A 19,694-nucleotide genomic window follows, 5' to 3' on the forward strand; every position below is an offset into this window, starting at 1 on the left:
TCGCCTACATAATTCGTAATTTGCTCTTTAATTACGAATTACGTTAGCGTGGCGTCTCCAAGAGTTGCGGTAGCGTTAGCGAGTCAGAGGACGCTCTTATACCATTTCACTAAAATCCTGATACAAATTCTTTCCCCTCTGCTCCCCTGCTCCTCTGCTCCCCTGCTTGCCTAAATGTATCAACCTTAAAGTGAAACGGTATTACGTCCCTAACGCAACGCTTACGAGTGTCGAAACGAGCGTCATTACGAATTACAAATTATTAGGTTATGAAGCACTAGTTAGTTGTTTAGTAAGTTTTTCATTAGTGACAAATTCGCTAAAAGTACTCACGACTGGTGGCGTTAGCGGTGTCGGTTCACTCTGTAAAGGTAAGCGTGGAAATAATAATTCAGCAGTGCGATACGCTTCTTCTAAATGGGGATATCCAGAAAACACGAAAGTTTCTATGCCCAAATTTTGATATTCCAGCATCCTAGCAGCAACGGTGTCGGGATCTCCAACTAGGGCTGTACCAGCACCACCCCGCACCAATCCAATTCCTGTCCAGAGGTTGGGGCTAATCTCTAAGGTTTTTCGACTACCACTATGTAGTTGACTCATCCGCCTCTGTCCTTCAGAATCAGAGCTAGCCAGGTCTTTTTGAGCTTTTGCGATCGCATCCTCATCTACATACTTAATTAGCTCATTGGCGGCATCCCAAGCCGCAGATTCGGTTTCTCGTACAATTACATGCAAGCGAATCCCAAAACGAACTGTTCTCCCTTGTTCAGCCGCTATTCGCCGAACTTCGGCAATCTTTTGGGCTACTTGTTCTGGAGGTTCGCCCCAAGTCAGGTAAACATCTATATGTTTAGCAGCAACTCGCTTGGCAGCAGCAGATGAGCCACCAAACCACAGAGGTGGATAGGGTTTTTGAACTGGTGGAAATAGGAGTTTACCACCTTTGATATCTAGGTAGTTTCCTTTAAAATCGACTGTTTCCCCACTGACAATACCCCGCCAAACTGTGAGAAATTCATCGGTTAAATCATAGCGATCGTCATGACTAAGATGCAAGCCATCCCCAGCAAGTTGCACCGGATCTCCACCTGTCACCACATTAATCAACAATCTTCCTTTAGAAATCCTGTCAAATGTAGCTGCCATCCGTGCAGCAGCACCTGGAGAAGTAATTCCTGGACGAATTGCTACAAGAAATTTCATTTGCTTGGTGACAGAGATGAAAGCAGCAGCCGTAATCCAAGCGTCTTCACAAGAACTTCCTGTGGGTAATAATGCGCCGGTGTAGCCTAAATTATCCACAGCTTGGGCAATTTGCTGCAAATAATCAGGTGTGGCAACACGAGAGCCAATATCTGTGCCTAAATAGCGTCCGTCATGAGATCCAGTAGGAATAAACCAGAGAATTTGCATGTTTGTCAGGGTATGAGAGATTTAAACACCGTTAATTCGACGCATTTACCGTAGTTTAATTAATATCTTACAGGAAATTATTTAAAAAACCAGTATAGATTCACGATTCATAAATGGCTACGCCCGTCGTAGGCATCGCACTCAAGTCAGAAGAATATAGCGCAGCCTCATACAGAATTGGTATTAGTATACTAAAAGTAGAAATTTTGCCTTATCCCAGTCAAAAAAATGCCTATTCAACAGGTAAGTAAAGAGTATATTGCCATAGATCCTGACTATTGTTGTGGTAAACCCCGCATTGTGGAAACAAGAATAACTGTTGCTGCTATTGCAAAAATGTATTTGGAGATGGGGGAATTTCTAGAAGAAATTGCTTCTGAATATGATTTATCTAAAGCAGCAGTTTATGCAGCAATGGCGTACTATTACGATCATCGAGAAGAAATTGAGCGCCATACGGCAGAAAGTGAGGCGTTAGTAAAGGAAATGAGGCGTAATAGTCCTCCTTCTCCTTTAGAAGCAAGGCTAAAGGCAATTCGGGGTGAGTAGTCGGATAAGATTTCATTTAGACGAACAGGTAAGGTCAGTTATTGCCCAATACAGTTCAGTTAAGCATTTCTTTTTTCTCTCTGCGTCCTTGGCGTCCTTGGCGGTTCGTTAAAAAAATTGAGTTTAACAAAGAGTTTTAGCCTTAACTGAACCGTATTGAGTTATTGCCCGTGAATTGCGCCGTCATGGTATTGATGTGACGACAACCACTGCAAGCAAGGAACTCGTTCAATTGGACAGATAGTTGAAAGTCTGCTGCTGATTTATGAGGTTTATACGCCTGAGCAAATGGTAGGGCGTGTTGAGTATTTGTAAATAAACATTATGTCCTCAAGTGCGATCGCACTTGACAATCAAGACAGGTTCTACAAGATCAGGCGATCGCTTGACTTTTAAGACAGTCGCTACAAATTAAGATTGGATGATTTATTTTTTGATAATAACTAATAATTTATAGTTGTTCCTATTCAGATGCGGTGTAACATATCGCAAGGTGTAGGAAAACCGCGAAGGCGCAAGGTTTTCAAAAATTAATTAAAGGGAAAATTTGCCAAAGATGGATTGTGTTACAAAAAAAGCAGGAGTATTCTAGTGTGGAATTTGAAAGCTGGTATTTTAGTACTCACACTGAGTTGCATAATTACGACTGGTATAGCAGTATATCTGATTGGCGGCATTGAACCAGCACAAATTCAAGCTTTGCTAAAATCTTCTGGAATCTGGGCACCTGTTATTTATGTTGCTTTGTACGTTGTAGCAACTATGTTAGTTTTGCCCTCAACAGTGCTGAATTTAACTGGAGGTGCAATTTTTGGCCCTTGGCTAGGTACTTTTTGGACTAGTGTAGGAGCAGTTATTGCGGCAATAATTGCCTTTATTTTTACTCGGACTATCGGACGTCAAACCGTTGCAAAACGACTAGCAGGACGCTGGCAAGCTATGGATGCTGAGGTGCGGCGTGGAGGGCTTTTTTATATGTTTGCCATCCGATTAGTACCAATCATGCCCTATGGCTTGGTTAACTTTGTAGCTGGACTGACTTCGATCACCTTTAAAGATTATGTTCTAGGTACAACACTAGGAACAGTACCAAGTGTATTACCTTTTGTATTAGTAGGTAGTTCTGGTTTGAAGGCAGTTAAGACCGGCGATTTTTTGCCCCTAGTACTCGCCTTGGGCTTAACTGGAACCTTGGTAGCAGGGTCTACTTGGTATCGTCATCGTCGGACTTTTCCCAAAAAAGCTGTAGAAAGCCTTAAAGGATCAGATTCAAATTACATAAATCCAAAGAACAAATAAATTATCGGAATGGGACTTGAATCTTGCTAGGTATACTGGGAACGAAACCTTGATGATGACAATCAGTCTGTCAGCTTGGCTGTTCAAAAATTAAACAAGATTTTTAGATGCTACCAAAGTATTCATTGATTGTTCCAATTTATAACGAAGAAGAAATTATTCCTGAACTATATCGCAGACTGAGTGCAGTAATGAATCGGTTGGATGGTGTTGTCGAATTAATTTTAATCAATGATGGTAGCCGCGATCGCTCCCTACAACTACTGCGAGAACTCCATCAAAAAGATCCACGCATTTGCTATTTAAGCTTTGCTCGTAACTTTGGTCATCAAATAGCAGTTACGGCTGGTCTTAATTTTGTCCGGGGTCAAGTTATCATCATCCTTGATGCTGACTTACAAGATCCACCAGAACTAATCCCCGACATGATTGAAAAATGGCGACAGGGTTATCAAGTCGTCTACGCTCAACGCACTCAACGCCTCAAGGAAAGATGGTTTAAGCGTTTTACTGCCTACTTTTTTTATCGCATCCTCAAGAAGCTTGCAGATGTAGAGATTCCTACTGATACTGGTGATTTTTGTTTAATGGATCGCCAGATCGTAGATATTCTCAATTCTATGCCAGAACGTAACCGTTATATCCGTGGTCTGCGTTCTTGGGTTGGATTTGAGCAAACAGCAATTCAGTTCGAGCGCAACCCCCGCTTTGCTGGGCAAGTTAAATACACTTTCAGCAAATCCTTGGCGCTTGCCATCAATGGTCTAGTATCCTTTTCGATAGTGCCACTGCGATTATCAACCTATTTAGGATTAATAGCGGCTGCGGCGGCTATTTTCATGGCTTTATTAGTCTTGTATTGGCGGCTTTTTGTCCCCCATTCGCCTTTAACTGGGTTTACGATTATTTTGATGGCAATCTTCTTTCTCGGATCTGTGCAGTTAGTAAGCGTTGGCATCTTAGGCGAATATATAGGGCGCATCTATGAAGAAGTTAAAGCCAGACCTCTTTATACTTTGACAGAGGTAGGTGGTTTTTATCACAAATCCTCCAACTCAACGCGCAATTCTGACAAACTAGATAATTTAGAAGATCCTACTATTCAAAATTAGACAAGTATTGACCTAAGAAAGGCAAAGGACATTTGCTGGAGCCAGGAGGGGTAAGAGCCTGTGTAGCCCATATCTACAGGTTAAGCGATTTGCGGCGATTACCTACGATACAGTAAGCGATCGCAGTTGCTAAAGTTAACTTAGCCAAAAATTTTGACATATTTTCGCCTCATGGAAAATTACTGGGTATTGCATTGTAGCAAGCTCTATGCAAAGATAATTCTACAAAAGTACGGTAAGTCGATAGAACTATCGTATTTGCTAACAATTGATGCTGTCAGAATATAGCTGATTACAAATTAGTGTTTTCAGTTAATGTTAATTGGCAAATAATAACTTGCATCAAAATTAAGCTTTAGTCGATGTCAGTAGCCATTGATTAACTTTGTACAGCATAACAAAAAAACGCCATTACGATGTCTCAAAAGTATCAGTTTATATAGCATGGGTTTGAGTTTTTCTTAAAAAAGACTTTTCTTTTTTAAAACAGTGATTGTCTCATTTAAGACGTTTATGGGATTCTGTCAATCGTCAGAATTCATAGTTTGCTGCGAATTTTGGATTGTACATTCAACTGTTTATTACTGATTTGAATCTTGTCAGAGGTTTGTACTTTTTTACCAGCAAAATTTTGGTAAATCGATAATTCAATGTTTTATTAAAAACATTTGAATAAAGAATTTATCTTTTTTTCTGTCATAGTGACAGCTAGTTTATTCATTTTTGAGGTTGAGGAGTTAAGGAGTCATGTTGAATTTGCGCTGGAATTATAGATATATATTTTTTCTGATATCGTTGCTAGATATTCTAGCTATCATGGTTTTTTATCCAGCCAAAAGTCAGGCTGAACTACCTAAATCTAATGTATCTACTACTGAAATAGAAGATAACAAAGCTCCACAAGTATTTGTTAATCAAACAGTAGACACTTCAATTGCACCAGCCACTCGTAAAAAAGCTCCAAATGATCTCCGAGAGCGAGTGACACCTGTCTCACAATTGTTGCAAGTTACACCACCAACTGACAAAAAAGCTCCAAATAATTCCACGGGACAAGTAACATCCGTCTCGCAACTGTCAGATGTTAAGCCGACAGATTGGGCTTTTCAAGCATTACAGTCTCTAGTTGAACGCTACGGTGTAATTGCAGGATATACAGATAATACATTCAAAGGCGATCGCTCTCTAACGCGCTATGAGTTTGCAGCTGGGTTAAATGCAGCTTTAGATCGCCTCAATGAACTAATAGCAACTTCAACGGCAGATTTAGTCAAACGAGAAGACTTGGATACCATCAAAAAACTACAAGAACAGTTTTCTCCAGAACTCGCTCAACTTCGGGGGCGTGTAGATAGCCTGGAAGCGCGAACTGCACAGTTAGAAGGAACTCAGTTTACGACCACAACCAAACTTATAGGTCGATCTCAGATTGTCCTTGGCGAAGTTATAGCAGGCAATAACGTCGTCACCAAGAGACCAGCACCTCACAATGCCACACTTCAAGGCTCAACTACTTTACGGTTAAACAGCAGTTTTAACGGTAAAGATTCACTAGCTATAACAATAGGAGGTGGAAATATTGAATCATTGGGACAAACAAGAGCTGGATTATTGGGAACTTATGAGGGGAGAACTGCTGATAACTCCAGTATTACTTTTGCACGCAACACTCTTATTCTCAGTGGTGTTCGCTATCGCTTTCTACCTTTTCCAAATACCCAAGTCAACATTTATCCCTTATCTGATGGAGCTAGTGAGATAGGTCTTTCTGGCCCGATTAACCCATATTTTGAATCGTCTTCTGCGACTGGTGCTAATGGGATTTCACGATTTTCACGGCGGTCTTTGGTCTATAACTATGGAGATAGCGGCCCCGGAATTGCCATACTCCAGGGATTAGGTAAACAGGTTCAATTTGGGGTAGCGTACAGCGCACCAAATGGTAACAACCCCACACCTAATAATGGCTTATTTAAAGGCAGGTATTTAGCTCTAGCACAGTTAATATACTACTCTTCTAATCGGAATTTTCGGGTGGCAGCAACTTACGTTAATACCTATAGTCCACCAAATACTCTAGGTTTTAGTGGAACAAATTTCGGCCCAGCAGTCGGGAGTAACTTGGTAAACAGTACCGTACCAGGGGCGGCAACTATAGGCAACCTTTATGGTCTACAAGCGTTTTATCAAGTTAATCCCAAGTTTGCAGTCAATGCGTGGGTAAGTTATGCAGCACACCGCTATGTGGGGCGCGGAGATGGCGAAGCTATGGATTGGGCTGTAGGGCTAGCATTCCCGGATCTTTTTAGTGAAGGTGCTCTAGGGGGGATTTTAGTTGGTATGGAGCCAAAAATGATTAGTCTCAGTAGGGGTGTAGATTTGGGACTAGGTTCGGGACGAGCGGACAAAGATACTTCCCTACACGTTGAAGCATTCTATCAATATAAAATCGGAGATCATATTGAGGTTACGCCAGGTGTGATCTGGATAACTGCACCAAACTCTGATTCTAGCAATCCTGATAGTTTATTTGCTTGGGTTCGTACTGTCTTTAGGTTTTAACCTTTGCCACTCCCCGGACTGATTAAACTTTGCTTAGACTCGTTTAATCGAAAAGTCTGGGGATTGTTGAGTTTTAGGGAGAAACTTAACTCGCAAGTAGGACACGTTAGCTTGGATATATACACAAAATAGTCCAAAAAGCAAGCCTATTTAGATAGGTAATAGATTCATTTGACATAACTTGACGTTTGAATTTGTTTACTAAAATACTTGCTTTTTGTCGAAAACTGTGAAAAGCTTTGTTATGTCCAAAACTACGGTTTACCGATCAAGTTAAAGTATTAATTGACTATTAATCTGGTGGCAATCTGTCTTAAGGAGTCACGATTTAAGGCTACTAAACTCTTGATTAGTAATTAAAAACCTAATTTCTGGCCTACTTCCCTTGTAAGCGAGAGATTATTCCAAAATTACTAAATTGGTGTTGTAGTAAGTTGTCAAGAGGTAGGCAAACAGATTTATGAAATGGTGTGTAGCATCGATGGGGTGAAGACTTGATGCTTAAGACTTATCGATGGGGGGAAATTGTAAATGCTGAAGACGTTAACAACCGATTTTGAACTCGAGTTAGAAGGCGATGTGCTTGTGATTGGAGGTGGGCCGGCTGGAACTTGGGCGGCATGGAGTGCTGCATCAAGTGGAGCTAGAGTGATCCTCGTAGACAAAGGGTATTGTGGAACAACTGGATGCGCTGCTGCATCTGGCAATGGTGTGTGGTACGTGCCACCCGATCCCGAAGCACGAGAAACAGCAAAGGCAAGTCGGGAATCGTTGGGTGGGTTTTTATCCGATCGCAACTGGATGGATCGGGTACTGAATCAGACCTATGTCAACGTTAATCAGTTAGCAGAATGGGGTTATCCCTTCCCTACCGACGATGATGGTAAACCCTACCGGCGATCGCTGCAAGGGCCGGAGTATATGCGCCTGATGCGGCGACAAATCCAACGGGCAGGAGTCAAAATTTTAGACAACAGCCCTGCCTTAGAACTACTGGTAGATGACGATGGTGCTGTTGCTGGTGCAACAGGTGTGAACCGTCAAACTGGTGAGAAATGGATAGTGCGATCGCAGTCCACAATTATCGCAACTGGTGGCTGTGCGTTTCTCAGTAAAGCGTTAGGATGCAACGTCCTGACGGGGGATGGTTATTTAATGGCGGCAGAAGCTGGTGCTGAGATGTCGGGTATGGAATTTTCTAATGCTTATGGCATCTCTCCCGCCTTTTCTTCAGTTACCAAAACCCTATTTTATAATTGGGCAACCTTCACCTACGAAGATGGTAGTGTGATTCCGGGAGCAAGTTCTCATAGACGTTCAGTAATTGCCCAGACATTACTGCAACAGCCTGTTTACGCCATCATAGACAAAGCGGCGGAATCAATGCGGCCATCTATGCGTCTAGCACAGCCTAACTTCTTTTTACCATTTGATCGTGCAGGTATCGATCCATTTACCCAACGTTTCCCGGTGACTCTGCGCCTAGAAGGAACTGTGCGCGGTACAGGAGGAATTCGGATTGTAGATGAGAGTTGTGCCAGTTCTGTGCGGGGACTCTATGCAGCAGGAGATGCCGCTACACGCGAACTGATTTGTGGCGGATTTACTGGCGGTGGTAGCCATAACGCAGCTTGGGCAATATCTTCTGGCTATTGGTCAGGGAAATCGGCTGCTGAATATGCTCGTAGTTTGGGGGAACAGAAAACTCAACGACTAGTTTTGGGTGTTGGAGAGGTAGTATTACAGAGTGGGAGCGATCGCTCCTTAGCAACTGATGAAGTAATTCAGGCAGTCCAAGCTGAAGTATTCCCCTACGAAAAGAATTATTTCCGTACAGAACAAGGCTTAACTGAATCTTTGGGTAAGCTAAATCATCTTTGGCAAGAACTCCGCAGTAGCCACGTAAGTTCAGATAAAGAGCTGATCCGGGCGCGAGAAGCTGCGGCAATGGTAGCCACAGCCCGGTGGATGTATAGCAGTGCTATTGAACGTAAAGAAACTCGTGGTATGCACAAACATCAAGATTATCCAGAACTTGATGCTAACCAGCAACATCACCTGATTAGCGGTGGATTGGATCAAGTTTGGGTGAAGAGTCAGCCTTTACATAGTACAGAAAAGTCACAATCCAAAATAGGAGCATTAGTGTGATTGAGTTGGTCAGCGAGTCGCGGTGCATAAAATGTAATATCTGTGTGAACATTTGTCCAACCAATGTGTTTGACAGAGTACCCGATGCGCCGCCAACCATTGCTCGACAGAGCGACTGCCAAACTTGTTATATGTGCGAATTGTATTGTCCAGTTGATGCTCTTTATGTTGCACCAGAAAGCGATGTGACGACTTCAGTCAACGAGGCAGAATTGGCAGAAGTTGGGCTACTGGGTAGTTACCGTGAAAACATCGGTTGGGGACATAAACGCACCTCAACAGCAAAAGCCGATCAAACATTCCAAATTCTGAAGCAGATGAAATAGTGCGGCGGAGAAAAGAGTCATGTTGTTATCAGTAGGAACAGGTTATATCAGTAAAAATAAATTTGCTTCCAGATTATCAACATCAGTGGCTTGTATCCTACTGCTACTAACTACAGCATGTAGCCAAGGCGAAACTAAATCTGCTCAGTCGATTGAGGCTATTAATGCTAATAATACTGTTGCTGCATCTAATAACATTTCTACCCTACGTATAGGTTATGTAGGTAGTTCAGAACCGACAGGGCCACTTGGTTGGGCAAAGAAAAAAGGAATATTAGAGCGTGAGTTGCAAAAGCTAGGATTTAAAAACATTACTTTTGCACGATTTCCTAATGGGCCGGATCTAAATGAGGCGCTTGTCGCAGGACAATTAGATGTTGGTTCTCTAGGGGATACACCAGCCATAGTTCTGAGAGCGAGGGGTCAGGAAACTCGATTATTGCGAATTACTCAATTTAATACAACTGCTTGGTTAGTAGCGAAAAAGAACGGCCCGCGATCGCTTGCTGAACTCAAAGGTCAAACGATAGCTACTCAAAAAGGTTCTTATATGCATAGATACCTGCTGGGTCTATTAGCTGAAGCTAAAATTGCCAAGGATGTAAAAGTTGTTCACTTGATGACTACTGAGGCAAAAGGAGCTTTAGAACGTGGTGATGTAGCAGCTTACGCAACTTCAAGCGATCTAGGGCCTTTTCTGAAATCACAAGGGTTTCCAGTGATTGATTCTTCGGCAAATCATCAGGGTTTATCAGGGACATCATTAGTCGTTGCAACCGAAAGCTTTTTGGCGAAACAACCTGATTTTCCCCAAAAATTTAATGCAATTCTCACAGAAGCAGCGAAGGATTTAAAAGCTAATTCTGAAGAATATTATCAATATCATGCTCAAACTACTAAATATCCCATCGATATTATAAAAGTATCGTTCCCACTGAAACAGATATCAGAAGAACCATTACCAGCCGAGGGTGTGAAACTTTTAGAGGGGACAAAGAAATTTTTAGTCTCGCAAGGTTTAGCAAAGTCGGACTTTAAATTAACAGACTGGGTTGCTGAAAAATAGGAAATGGGGACTTGTACTGAGCGTATCGCTAAAGCGAAAGCTCCGCTAACGCGTAGCGTCTCGTAGAAAAGCTGAAGTAGTGGGGAGTGGCAAAGATGAAGGAGATGAGGAGGCAGAAATCAGTAAGTTTTTTGAGCAAGAAAAACAAATTTCTGTAATTAAGTTTTTCAAAAGCTCAACTTCCAAGCTCAAAGGTGCAACTTTCAAGCTCAAAGGTGCAACTCCCAAGCTTAAAGGTGCAACTCCCAAGCTCAAAGCCTCAACTCCCAAGCTAAAAGGTGCAACTTCCAGGCTAAAAGGTGCAACTCCCAAGCTCAAAGGTGCAACTTCCAGGCTAAAAGGTGCAACTCCCAAGCTCAAAGCCTCAACTTCCAGGCTTATAAACTTAGAACTTACGCAATAACTCTCTAAAACTCTCATTCCTTCGTGTCCTTTGCGCCTTCGCGGTTCGTTTTTCCATTATTTTGCGTAAGTCCTGTAATCTTTCTGCCTCCTTCTTGACCAATCCATTTGAAAATCCAGGTAAAATGCTATGACTATTGCACTAGATCGTCCACATAAAACCAAGTCAGCTCAAATCCGCGAAAAACTTGGTTATCCGATCATTGACACCGATGTGCATACCCAAGAATTTCCCCCAGCATTCTTAGACTATTTAGAGCAAGTTGCTGGAACTGCGATCGCAGAACGTTTTCAAGAACACTTACCCGGTGCATCTCGCTCTAAATGGTTTAAGCAATCTTGGGATGAACGCCGCACTTACCGCACCGCCCGTCCTCCTTTCTGGACTCGTCCCACCAACGACGCTTTAAATTTAGCTACTATTAGCTTGCCCAAGTTACTGCACGAACGTTTACAAGAAGCTGGTACAGACTTTGCCGTTGTGTACCCCAACTTGGCAACGATGGCTCCACACATCGGCAATGAAGAGATGCGGCGGGCTGTTTGCCGTGCAACTAATACGTATCATGCTGATATTTTCCGTCCTTATAGCGATCGCTTAACACCCATTGCCGCTATTCCCATGCATACGCCCGAAGAGGCGATCGCAGAATTGGAATATGCGGTGAAAGTGCTGGGACTCAAAGCCATTCAAATCCCCGGACATATCCGCCGCCCGATTCCCGCCTTCGAGAAGTATGGCGAAGAAGTAGCCAACGAAGCCATCTGGATTGATACCTTTGGCTTGGATAGTAAATATGATTACGATCCCTTCTGGGCGAAGTGCCAAGAACTGAAAGTTGTACCCACCACCCACTCTTCCGGTATGGGCTGGATAAATCGGCGTTCCATTAGCAATTACCAATACAACCATATTGGTCACTTTGCATCGGCTGGGGAAGCATTATGTAAATCTCTGTTCTTTGGTGGTGTAACTCACCGCTTTCCTACACTCAAGTTTGCCTTTTTAGAAGGAGGTGCAGCTTGGGGTGCTAGTTTATATACCGATTTGATTTGGCACTGGGATACTCGCAATAAAGACCATTTGGTAGAAAATAACAATCCCGCCAATGTTAATTATGAAGAACTGCTCGAATACTACACCCGTTATGGTGGCGAACTAGTACATGGTCGTTTGGATCAACTAGGCAGTGGTTTAGGTTTCCATGCTGATTTAATATCTCCCCTAGAACCAGGTGATTTGGATGAATTCGCTGCTTCAGGAGTTACCAAGCCAGAGCATATCCGCGATCGCTTCTTGAATCATTTCTACTTCGGTACAGAATCAGATGATACCCGTGTAGCTCAAGCTTTTAACCGTAAAGCTAATCCTTATGGCGATCGTATTAAAGCATTTTTAGGTTCTGATTCTGGTCATTGGGATGTACCTGATATTACTGCGATCGCTGCTAATACATATTCAATGGTAGAACGCAAGATTATCACTGAAGAAGATTTGCAATATTTCCTGTCAATTCATCCCTTGGAGTTGTACACCAGCCTGAATCGTGACTTCTTTAAAGGTACGGCTGTGGAAAAAACAGCAGATGAATTTTTGGCTAAAGCCGGCCGTTAATTCCATCTTCTCGTTATGTCCCTCAATCTTGATGATCCCCCCAACCCCCGTTAAAAAGCTACCGTGCATACACAAGTCAAATTACCCCCCTTAATCCCCCCTTATAAAGGAGGGAAACTGGAAAATCTAGTTCCCTCCCCTTTATAAGGGGAGGGTTAGGGTGGGGTAAAACCTTGGGTTAATCAAAAAGGGGGGGCTAGGGGGAATCTAAAGATACACAAATCTTTTGAATAATTTAGAGTAAACTATCATGACGATCGCTTTAGACCGCCCACAAAAAACTAGGTCTGCTCAAATTCGAGAAAAACTTGGTTATCCGATCATTGACACCGATGTACATACCCAAGAATTTGAACCAGCAGTCTTGGATTATTTAGAGCAAGTTGGTGGAACTGCACTTGTCGAACGTTTCAAAGAAAATTTACCAGGATCTTCCCGCTTTAAGTGGTACAAGCAAACTTGGGAAGAACGTTTTGCTTATCGCTCCAATCGCCCTAACTGGTGGGGTCGTCCAACAAAAAATACTTTGAATTTGGCTACTATTAGCTTGCCCAAGTTGCTGCACGAACGCTTGCAAGAAGCAGGTACAGACTTTGCCGTTGTATACCCCAACTTGGCAACGATGGCTCCGAATATCGGTAACGAAGAAATGCGGCGGGCTGTTTGTCGAGCAGTTAACACCTACCATGCTGATATTTTCCGCCCTTATTCTGACCGATTAACACCCATCGCCGCCATCCCACTGCACACTCCCGAAGAAGGGATTGAAGAGTTGGAATATGCGGTGAATGTTTTGGGACTCAAAGCAATTCAAATCCCCGGTTATGTTCGTCGGCCAATTCCTGCCTTTGAAAAGTATGGCAAAGAAGTAGCTAACGAAGTGGTTTGGATTGATAACTTTGGCTTAGATAGCCAGTATGACTACGATCCATTCTGGGCTAAGTGCCAAGAACTGAAAGTTGTACCCACAACTCACGCTTCTAGCCAAGGTTGGACAACTCAGCGTTCTGTCACCAACGCCCAATATAATCACATTAATCACTTCGCCTTTGCAGCAGAAGCATTATGTAAATCGCTGTTTTTTGGTGGAGTTACCCGCCGCTTCCCAGAATTAAAATTTGCCTTCTTAGAAGGTGGTTCAGCTTGGGGTGCTAGTCTATACGCTGATATTATTTGGCACTGGGAAACTCGTAACAAACAACATTTGTTGTCAAATAACAATCCTGCTAATATCGATAAGGAAGCACTAATAGAGTTGTACACCCGCTATGGTGGCGAACTGGTAGATGGACGCTTAGATCAGATTGGTGACGGTTTAGGATTCCACCATCAACTATTGGCTCCAGAAAATCCAGGCGAACTCGACGAATTTGAACTAGCAGGAATAGAGAAGCCAGAAGATGTGCGCGATCGCTTCTTGAATCATTTCTACTTCGGTACAGAATCAGACGATACCCGTGTAGCTCAAGCTTTTAATCGTGCAGCTAATCCCTTTGGTGATCGCATTAAAGCCTTCTTGGGTTCAGATTCTGGTCACTGGGATGTGCCAGATATCACCGCCGTTACTGCCAACGCCTACTCAATGGCAGAACACGAAATCATTACCGAAGAAGACCTCCGCTACTTCCTCTCAATCCACCCCTTAGAGTTGTACACCAGTCTTAATCAAGACTTCTTCAAGGGTACAGGTGTTGAGAAAGCCGCCAACGAATATTTAGCGGCTAAGAAATAACTGTCATTAGTCATTAGTCATTTGCAAAGGACAAAGGACTAATGACAAAGGACAATTACAACGTTCCATGTTCCATTTCCTCTGTTCATTTGTAGCGTGGGCCTTGCCCACTCTACATTTCTCCTAAATTCTGTGTCTAATACCAACAATCTGTACCTTTATTGCATCGGTTTGCACCTTTGATACATCGGTTTGCACCTTTATTGCATTGACTTGCACCTTTATTACATCGACTTGCACCTTTATTGCATCGACTTACACCTTTATTGCATCAACTTACAAAAACTAACTTACACAAAAATGATTTAATTATGGTACTGGATATTACAAAACCAAAGGATTACATTGACCTAGCAGCTTCTCTATCCAAGGAACTTGCTCAATCAGCAGTAGAAAGGGATGCTCAAGCCGGAGTTCCAGAAGAAGAAATTAATAAACTGCGTGAAAGTGGTTTGTTACCACTAATTGTGCCTAAGCAATATGGTGGCATTGGTGCAACTTGGATTGATGCTTTTAAAATTGTTAGAAAGCTATCAAAAGCTGATGGTTCAATTGGTCAATTGTATGGTAATCATCTCAATTTGACAGCTTTAGGTCATGTTTCTGGCACACCAGTCCAAAAGGAAAAATATTATCGAGAAACTGCTAAGAATAACTTATTTTGGGCAAATGCTATTAATACGCGAGATACTAGATTGAAAATTAACCCAGAAGGCGAAAATTTTCGGGTTAATGGTGTTAAAAGCTTTGGTACTGGTATTTCTGTTGCTGATTACCGGGTATTCTCTGCTTTAGAAGATGGTGTAGAATTGCCCTTTATATTCATAATTCCCAAAGATAGGGAAGGATTAGTTTCTAATCAAGATTGGGACAACATTGGGCAACGTCGCACTGATAGCAGTAGTTATACATTTAATAATGTTTTAGTGGAAAAAGATGAAATTTTAGGGACATCCAATCCTCCTAATAGTGCCTTCTCGACTTTTCTTGGCATTATAGCCCAGCTCACAAAAACCAATGTTTATCTGGGAATTACGAAAGCAGCCTTCGCCGCCGCTCGTGAGTACACAAAAACTACTACTAAACCGTGGATTACATCAGGGGTAGATAGTGCTACTCAAGACCCATATCTTCTGCATCATTACGGGGACTTTTGGGTGGAAATCCAAGCTGCGATCGCTCTAGCTGATCAAGCAGCCGAGAAGGTACAAGCAGCATGGGAGAAGGATGTAGAACTTACTCATCAAGAGAGAGGAGAAGTTGCAATCGCAGTTTCCGCGTCCAAGGCATTAGCTACCCGTGTAGGTATAGATATTACCAACCGCATCTTTGAAGTTACCGGAACTCGCGCCACAGCAACTAAGTATGGATTTGACCGTTACTGGCGGGATTTACGAACCTTTACCCTGCACGATCCTGTGGATTACAAATTGCGTGCGATCGGTGATTGGGTACTCAACGAGCAGCTACCTGTCATTACCCAATATTCTTAGGGCATTAAACATTGAATAATACTAAGTTTCACTCACAAATTTTAATCTTCCACTAGCACGATATTGGAGTGGGATCTTCTCACTCCACTTCCTAAATTTTCCCTCCTAACTATTAAGTTTTCATTTCCTCGAGTCGTTGCGGGGTGGGTAATACCCACCCATTCCCTAAAATCATAATTGAAGAAGAATTCAGAAGTCAGAATTAAGCAGTCAGAATTAATCAGTCGGGGATTCAGACCCGCGACTGATTGAAGACCTCCAAATCTCCGATTTGGAGGGGGTTTTAGACCCGTTTATTCATCCGCTAAATCGATTCAGAATTCATACTGAATTCTGGCTCCTGACTTCTGAATTCTGTTTGATAAACTTTTTAAACTTAGAAAAAATATGTATTGGAGTTTTTAAATAACTTAATATAAAAGATTTTTTGTTTGTTACATGGCAATTAATCATCATTGTTCTAACCAACTAGAGGGAAATCAATAAAACAACCCATGCCAGCTTTAAAAGGAAAGTTTGAATTCAGAAAAAACCAGAGAACAACACGTCGTTCCTTGTTGTTTGCTCTCGGTTACTGCTTAATGCTATCAACGGCCCTATCAAGTTGTAGTGAAGCAAAAAATAATACTCAGCAGTCGGCAGCTTCCCCTGAATCGGTAGTTTCATCTAGTACTACAGAGAAGTCAACACAGAAACAAGTAGTACGGATTGTACGTTCAAAACAACTTACCGCTCTGGCAGTTTTAGAAAAACAGGGTTCCTTAGAAAAGCGATTAGAGCCTCTGGGTTTTAAAGTACAGTGGCCTGAGTTTGCAGCTGGGCCACAACAACTAGAAGCCGTAAATGCAAATGGACTGGATATCGCATCTACAGCCGAATCGCCTCCTGTATTTTCACAAGCAGCAGGAGCGCCTCTTGTTTATCTAGCTACTACACACCCTAGTGGTAAAGCTATTTCACTTTTAGTTCCTGTAAACTCTCCGATTAAAAGTGTTAGCGATTTGAAGGGCAAAAAAGTAGCTTTTCAAAAAGCCTCTATTGGGCACTACTTATTAGTTAAAGCATTAGAAGATGCCGGATTAAAACTGAGTGATGTCCAATCAGTTTTTCTCCCGCCGTCAGATGCAAATGCAGCATTCAGTCAGAACAAGGTGGATGCTTGGTATATTTGGGAGCCATTTGCTACCAGAAATGTACAAAATAAAATAGCTCGTGTTTTAGCAGATGGTGGTAAGTTGCGGGATACTGGCAACTTTTACTCAACCTCACGCCAGTTTTATCAGGCTCATCCTGATGTTATCAAAGTGTTTCTAGAGGAACTAGAAAAGGCAGAAATTTGGACTAAGGATCATCCCAAAGAAGTAGCACAACTGCTTGCTCCTGTAACTCAACTAGATCCGCCTACTTTAGAAATAATGCATGATAAATATGATTATGGGCTGGTACCAATTACTGAAAAAACTATTATCAAGCAACAACAAGTTGCAGATAAGTGGTACAGCTTAGGACTTATCCCCAAAAAAGTGAATGTTAGAGACGGGTTTTTGACACCTGAAGAGTACGCCAAAATTACTCCCTCTGAGGTTTTAGCGAATAAATAATTATCCCAAGAATAAACTAAAACACAGGAGAACCTGATGCCTACCTTAACTTTGACAGAGGTTAAAATTAGGTCTATTAATGCTCCTTTGGGAGCCATAGTTACTAATCTTGATGCCAGTCAAGCGATCGCACCTGAAGTTATATTACAACTTAAGCAAGCTTTGCGCGATCGCCACATCTTAATTTTCAAAGACCAAAAGCTCTCCGATGAACAGCTTTTGAACTTTTCTTTATATTTTGGCGCACTCTTTGTACCATCTGATGAAACTTCAGTATTGGCTTCTAAACCAGGAGAAACCCCGGTGGTGATTCCAATTTCTAATGTCGATGGTGGCTATACCGGTACTGGAGAACTCACTTTCCATTCTGATCACAAATGGACTCCTACGCCATCTAGTGGTTCACTTCTTTATGCGTTAGAAATACCAACTCATGGTGGGGATACTTATTGGTTAAATACCAATTTAGCCTATGAGGCATTAGATGAAGCTACCAAAGAACGGATTGCAGATTTACAGTTAATTACCTACAATCCATTTTTGCGAGATCGGAATGCACCCCGGTCTTTGTATCGTTTGGACAAAACTATTCCTTTAATTAGTCCGATCTTTCCCCATCCTTTAGTTAGAACACATCCAGAAAGTGGTAAAAAGCATCTTTACTTAGATGCTGCTACAGAAGTGGAAATTGTCGGGTTAGAGCCGAAAGAAGGATCTAAACTGATTGAACAGTTGAGACAACATCTAACTCAACCCAAATTCTACTACAAACACAAATGGTCTGTAGGTGATATTGTCTACTGGGATAATCAAGCCACCTTGCATTACCGTCAAGCATTTGATCCAAATGAGCGACGAGTATTAAAGCGGGTTAGCCTTGCAGGTAGTCGTCCCTTTTAGGATTGATAGCTCAGAAGATTAAGCTAATGGGCATTTGATTTTATATATTTTTAAGGCAGTCAAGAGTTATTCTAATTCTTGACTGATTAAACTTGTCTAAATGTCAGACTATATGTTTAAAAAAATCATAAAAATATTACTTTTTTGTTTAAAACAAGTGTTTATAAATACTTTATTTTAAGAAAAAGCTTGATAACATCTAAACTGAAAGTGAGAGCTACTAGTACTTATTAAAAGCGCCACGGCGAAAGTTATTAAAATTAAATATAAAAAATATTATGGCACTTCTAAAATTTTTGCAAAGTCTCAATTTATCTATCAATAAGCCGCAAAAATCAAAAGAAAAAAAGACAAAGACAGTATATGAACATAGTCTAAATAGTGAACCTATAGAAGCAAAATATAAAATTGAGCGTAAACATATATCTTTACTGGTGGCTGCTTGCTCCCTGACGATACCAATGAGCATAGTTGGTTGTAGTCAAGAAACTAAAAATGCTCAAAACGAAGCATCCGCAATTAGTACACAATCTCAAAGTCAAATAGTTTCTAATATTCCACAAAAACAAGAGCTACGAGTTGTTTATTCTAAGCTTGGTTCTCTTGCAGTGATGAGAAAGCAAGGAACTCTAGAAAAAAGTTTGGCAGCAAAGAATTTTACTGTCAAGTGGCTAGAGTTTGCTGCTGGCCCACAAGCTTTAGAAGCGTTAAATGCTGGTTCCCTTGACATCGCAGCCACAGCTGAGTCACCACCTATATTTGCTCAAGCCGCAGGTACGCCTCTTGTGTATATTGCAACGACCCGATTTAATGGTAGAGGAGTTTCTTTTTTAGTACCAAAAAACTCTCCGATTAAAAGTGTTGCTGACTTTAAGGGCAAAAAAATTTCCTATCAAAAAGCCTCTATTGCCCATTATGTCTTACTAAAAGCGTTACAAAAAGAGGGACTAAAACTGGGTGATGTAAAATCTCTTTTTCTGCCACCTCCAGATGCAAATGTGGCTTTTAGTCAGGGAGGAATTGATGTTTGGGTCATTTGGGAACCTTACATTACCAGAAATGTCCAAAAAAATCTTGGTCGTGTATTAATAGATGGACAAGGACTCCAGGATATTGGTAGTTTTTATACTACCTCACAGAAATTTGCCAAAGAGCATCCTGAAATTATCAAAGTTTTTTTAGAGGAGTTTATCAAAGCTGAAGATTGGTCGCAAAAAAATATTGATAAGTTAGCAGAACTTGAGACGGGTGACGTTGGTATCGATGTACCAACTCTCAAAGCGATTCATAGTAAAGCAGTATATGGTTTGCTACCAATCACCGATGAAGTTGTTAACAAACAACAACAAATAGCTGATTTATGGTATACACAAGGACTTTTGCCAAAAAAAGTTAATGTCAAAGATGGAGTACTTACTCCAGAAGAATATGCAAAATTCACACCTGATTCAATTAAAGCTAATAAGTAAT

15 protein-coding genes are annotated in these 19,694 nt (G+C 41.6%); 14 read left to right on the plus strand and 1 reads right to left on the minus strand.

Annotated features, from left to right (window positions below; all coding sequences use genetic code 11):
- Positions 1-267 precede the first annotated feature (267 nt).
- Complete coding sequence (gene ssuD / locus RMZ43_RS01325) at positions 268-1,416, minus strand: FMNH2-dependent alkanesulfonate monooxygenase (protein WP_322645809.1); 1,149 nt, start codon at positions 1,414-1,416, stop codon at positions 268-270.
- A 228-nt stretch (positions 1,417-1,644) separates the two neighbouring features.
- Between ssuD and RMZ43_RS01330 the strand changes: the two genes are divergently transcribed.
- The 14 genes from RMZ43_RS01330 to RMZ43_RS01395 all read left to right on the plus strand — a co-directional run bounded on the left by RMZ43_RS01330 (position 1,645) and on the right by RMZ43_RS01395 (position 19,693).
- Positions 1,645-1,965 (plus strand): DUF433 domain-containing protein, encoded by a 321-nt coding sequence (locus tag RMZ43_RS01330; protein ID WP_322645810.1) that lies wholly within the window; start codon positions 1,645-1,647, stop codon positions 1,963-1,965.
- 591 nt (positions 1,966-2,556) lie between these two features.
- Complete coding sequence (locus RMZ43_RS01335; RefSeq protein WP_322654138.1) at positions 2,557-3,264, plus strand: TVP38/TMEM64 family protein; 708 nt, start codon at positions 2,557-2,559, stop codon at positions 3,262-3,264.
- A gap of 107 nt (positions 3,265-3,371) precedes the next feature.
- On the plus strand, positions 3,372-4,376 hold the full coding sequence (locus RMZ43_RS01340) for a glycosyltransferase family 2 protein (protein ID WP_322645812.1): 1,005 nt from the start codon (positions 3,372-3,374) through the stop codon (positions 4,374-4,376).
- Positions 4,377-5,123: 747 nt separating this feature from the next.
- Positions 5,124-6,938 carry an iron uptake porin gene (locus RMZ43_RS01345; RefSeq protein WP_322654139.1) on the plus strand — a complete coding sequence of 605 codons (1,815 nt, stop codon included), beginning with the start codon at positions 5,124-5,126 and terminating at the stop codon, positions 6,936-6,938.
- A 531-nt stretch (positions 6,939-7,469) separates the two neighbouring features.
- Positions 7,470-9,089, plus strand: a complete 1,620-nt coding sequence (locus tag RMZ43_RS01350) for an FAD-binding protein (protein WP_322654140.1) — start codon at positions 7,470-7,472, stop codon at positions 9,087-9,089.
- Positions 9,086-9,415 carry a 4Fe-4S dicluster domain-containing protein gene (locus RMZ43_RS01355; protein WP_185582283.1) on the plus strand — a complete coding sequence of 110 codons (330 nt, stop codon included), beginning with the start codon at positions 9,086-9,088 and terminating at the stop codon, positions 9,413-9,415. Before RMZ43_RS01350 ends, RMZ43_RS01355 begins: the two co-directional genes overlap by 4 nt.
- A gap of 19 nt (positions 9,416-9,434) precedes the next feature.
- On the plus strand, positions 9,435-10,481 hold the full coding sequence (locus RMZ43_RS01360; protein ID WP_322654141.1) for an ABC transporter substrate-binding protein: 1,047 nt from the start codon (positions 9,435-9,437) through the stop codon (positions 10,479-10,481).
- Between the two features lie 79 nt (positions 10,482-10,560).
- Entirely contained in the window at positions 10,561-10,884 is a 324-nt protein-coding gene (locus RMZ43_RS01365; RefSeq protein ID WP_428850691.1) for a hypothetical protein, read from the plus strand.
- 129 nt (positions 10,885-11,013) lie between these two features.
- Complete coding sequence (locus tag RMZ43_RS01370) at positions 11,014-12,498, plus strand: amidohydrolase family protein (RefSeq protein WP_322654143.1); 1,485 nt, start codon at positions 11,014-11,016, stop codon at positions 12,496-12,498.
- 250 nt (positions 12,499-12,748) lie between these two features.
- Complete coding sequence (locus tag RMZ43_RS01375; RefSeq protein ID WP_322654144.1) at positions 12,749-14,230, plus strand: amidohydrolase family protein; 1,482 nt, start codon at positions 12,749-12,751, stop codon at positions 14,228-14,230.
- Positions 14,231-14,541: 311 nt separating this feature from the next.
- Positions 14,542-15,723, plus strand: coding sequence for an acyl-CoA dehydrogenase family protein (locus RMZ43_RS01380; protein ID WP_322654145.1), 1,182 nt, complete (start codon positions 14,542-14,544; stop codon positions 15,721-15,723).
- Between the two features lie 494 nt (positions 15,724-16,217).
- Entirely contained in the window at positions 16,218-17,324 is a 1,107-nt protein-coding gene (locus RMZ43_RS01385; RefSeq protein ID WP_322645819.1) for an aliphatic sulfonate ABC transporter substrate-binding protein, read from the plus strand.
- Between the two features lie 36 nt (positions 17,325-17,360).
- Positions 17,361-18,224, plus strand: a complete 864-nt coding sequence (locus tag RMZ43_RS01390) for a TauD/TfdA dioxygenase family protein (protein WP_322654146.1) — start codon at positions 17,361-17,363, stop codon at positions 18,222-18,224.
- Between the two features lie 278 nt (positions 18,225-18,502).
- Entirely contained in the window at positions 18,503-19,693 is a 1,191-nt protein-coding gene (locus tag RMZ43_RS01395; protein ID WP_322654147.1) for an aliphatic sulfonate ABC transporter substrate-binding protein, read from the plus strand.
- Position 19,694 lies beyond the last annotated feature (1 nt).

Origin of the sequence: Nostoc sp. CmiVER01, assembly GCF_034531135.2 — a bacterium.
In the GTDB taxonomy this organism is placed as follows: Bacteria; Cyanobacteriota; Cyanobacteriia; order Cyanobacteriales; family Nostocaceae; genus Nostoc.

What these genes read in the sequence shown, in the direction of transcription:
- RMZ43_RS01380 (WP_322654145.1), top strand. Translation starts at nt 14,542, where the DNA reads ATGGTACTGGATATTACAAAACCAAAGGATTACATTGACCTAGCAGCT.
- RMZ43_RS01395 (WP_322654147.1), top strand. Translation starts at nt 18,503, where the DNA reads ATGGCACTTCTAAAATTTTTGCAAAGTCTCAATTTATCTATCAATAAG.
- RMZ43_RS01350 (WP_322654140.1), top strand. Translation starts at nt 7,470, where the DNA reads ATGCTGAAGACGTTAACAACCGATTTTGAACTCGAGTTAGAAGGCGAT.
- RMZ43_RS01330 (WP_322645810.1), top strand. Translation starts at nt 1,645, where the DNA reads ATGCCTATTCAACAGGTAAGTAAAGAGTATATTGCCATAGATCCTGAC.
- RMZ43_RS01375 (WP_322654144.1), top strand. Translation starts at nt 12,749, where the DNA reads ATGACGATCGCTTTAGACCGCCCACAAAAAACTAGGTCTGCTCAAATT.
- RMZ43_RS01390 (WP_322654146.1), top strand. Translation starts at nt 17,361, where the DNA reads ATGCCTACCTTAACTTTGACAGAGGTTAAAATTAGGTCTATTAATGCT.
- RMZ43_RS01340 (WP_322645812.1), top strand. Translation starts at nt 3,372, where the DNA reads ATGCTACCAAAGTATTCATTGATTGTTCCAATTTATAACGAAGAAGAA.
- RMZ43_RS01385 (WP_322645819.1), top strand. Translation starts at nt 16,218, where the DNA reads ATGCCAGCTTTAAAAGGAAAGTTTGAATTCAGAAAAAACCAGAGAACA.
- ssuD (WP_322645809.1), bottom strand. Translation starts at nt 1,416, where the DNA reads ATGCAAATTCTCTGGTTTATTCCTACTGGATCTCATGACGGACGCTAT.
- RMZ43_RS01360 (WP_322654141.1), top strand. Translation starts at nt 9,435, where the DNA reads ATGTTGTTATCAGTAGGAACAGGTTATATCAGTAAAAATAAATTTGCT.
- RMZ43_RS01370 (WP_322654143.1), top strand. Translation starts at nt 11,014, where the DNA reads ATGACTATTGCACTAGATCGTCCACATAAAACCAAGTCAGCTCAAATC.
- RMZ43_RS01345 (WP_322654139.1), top strand. Translation starts at nt 5,124, where the DNA reads ATGTTGAATTTGCGCTGGAATTATAGATATATATTTTTTCTGATATCG.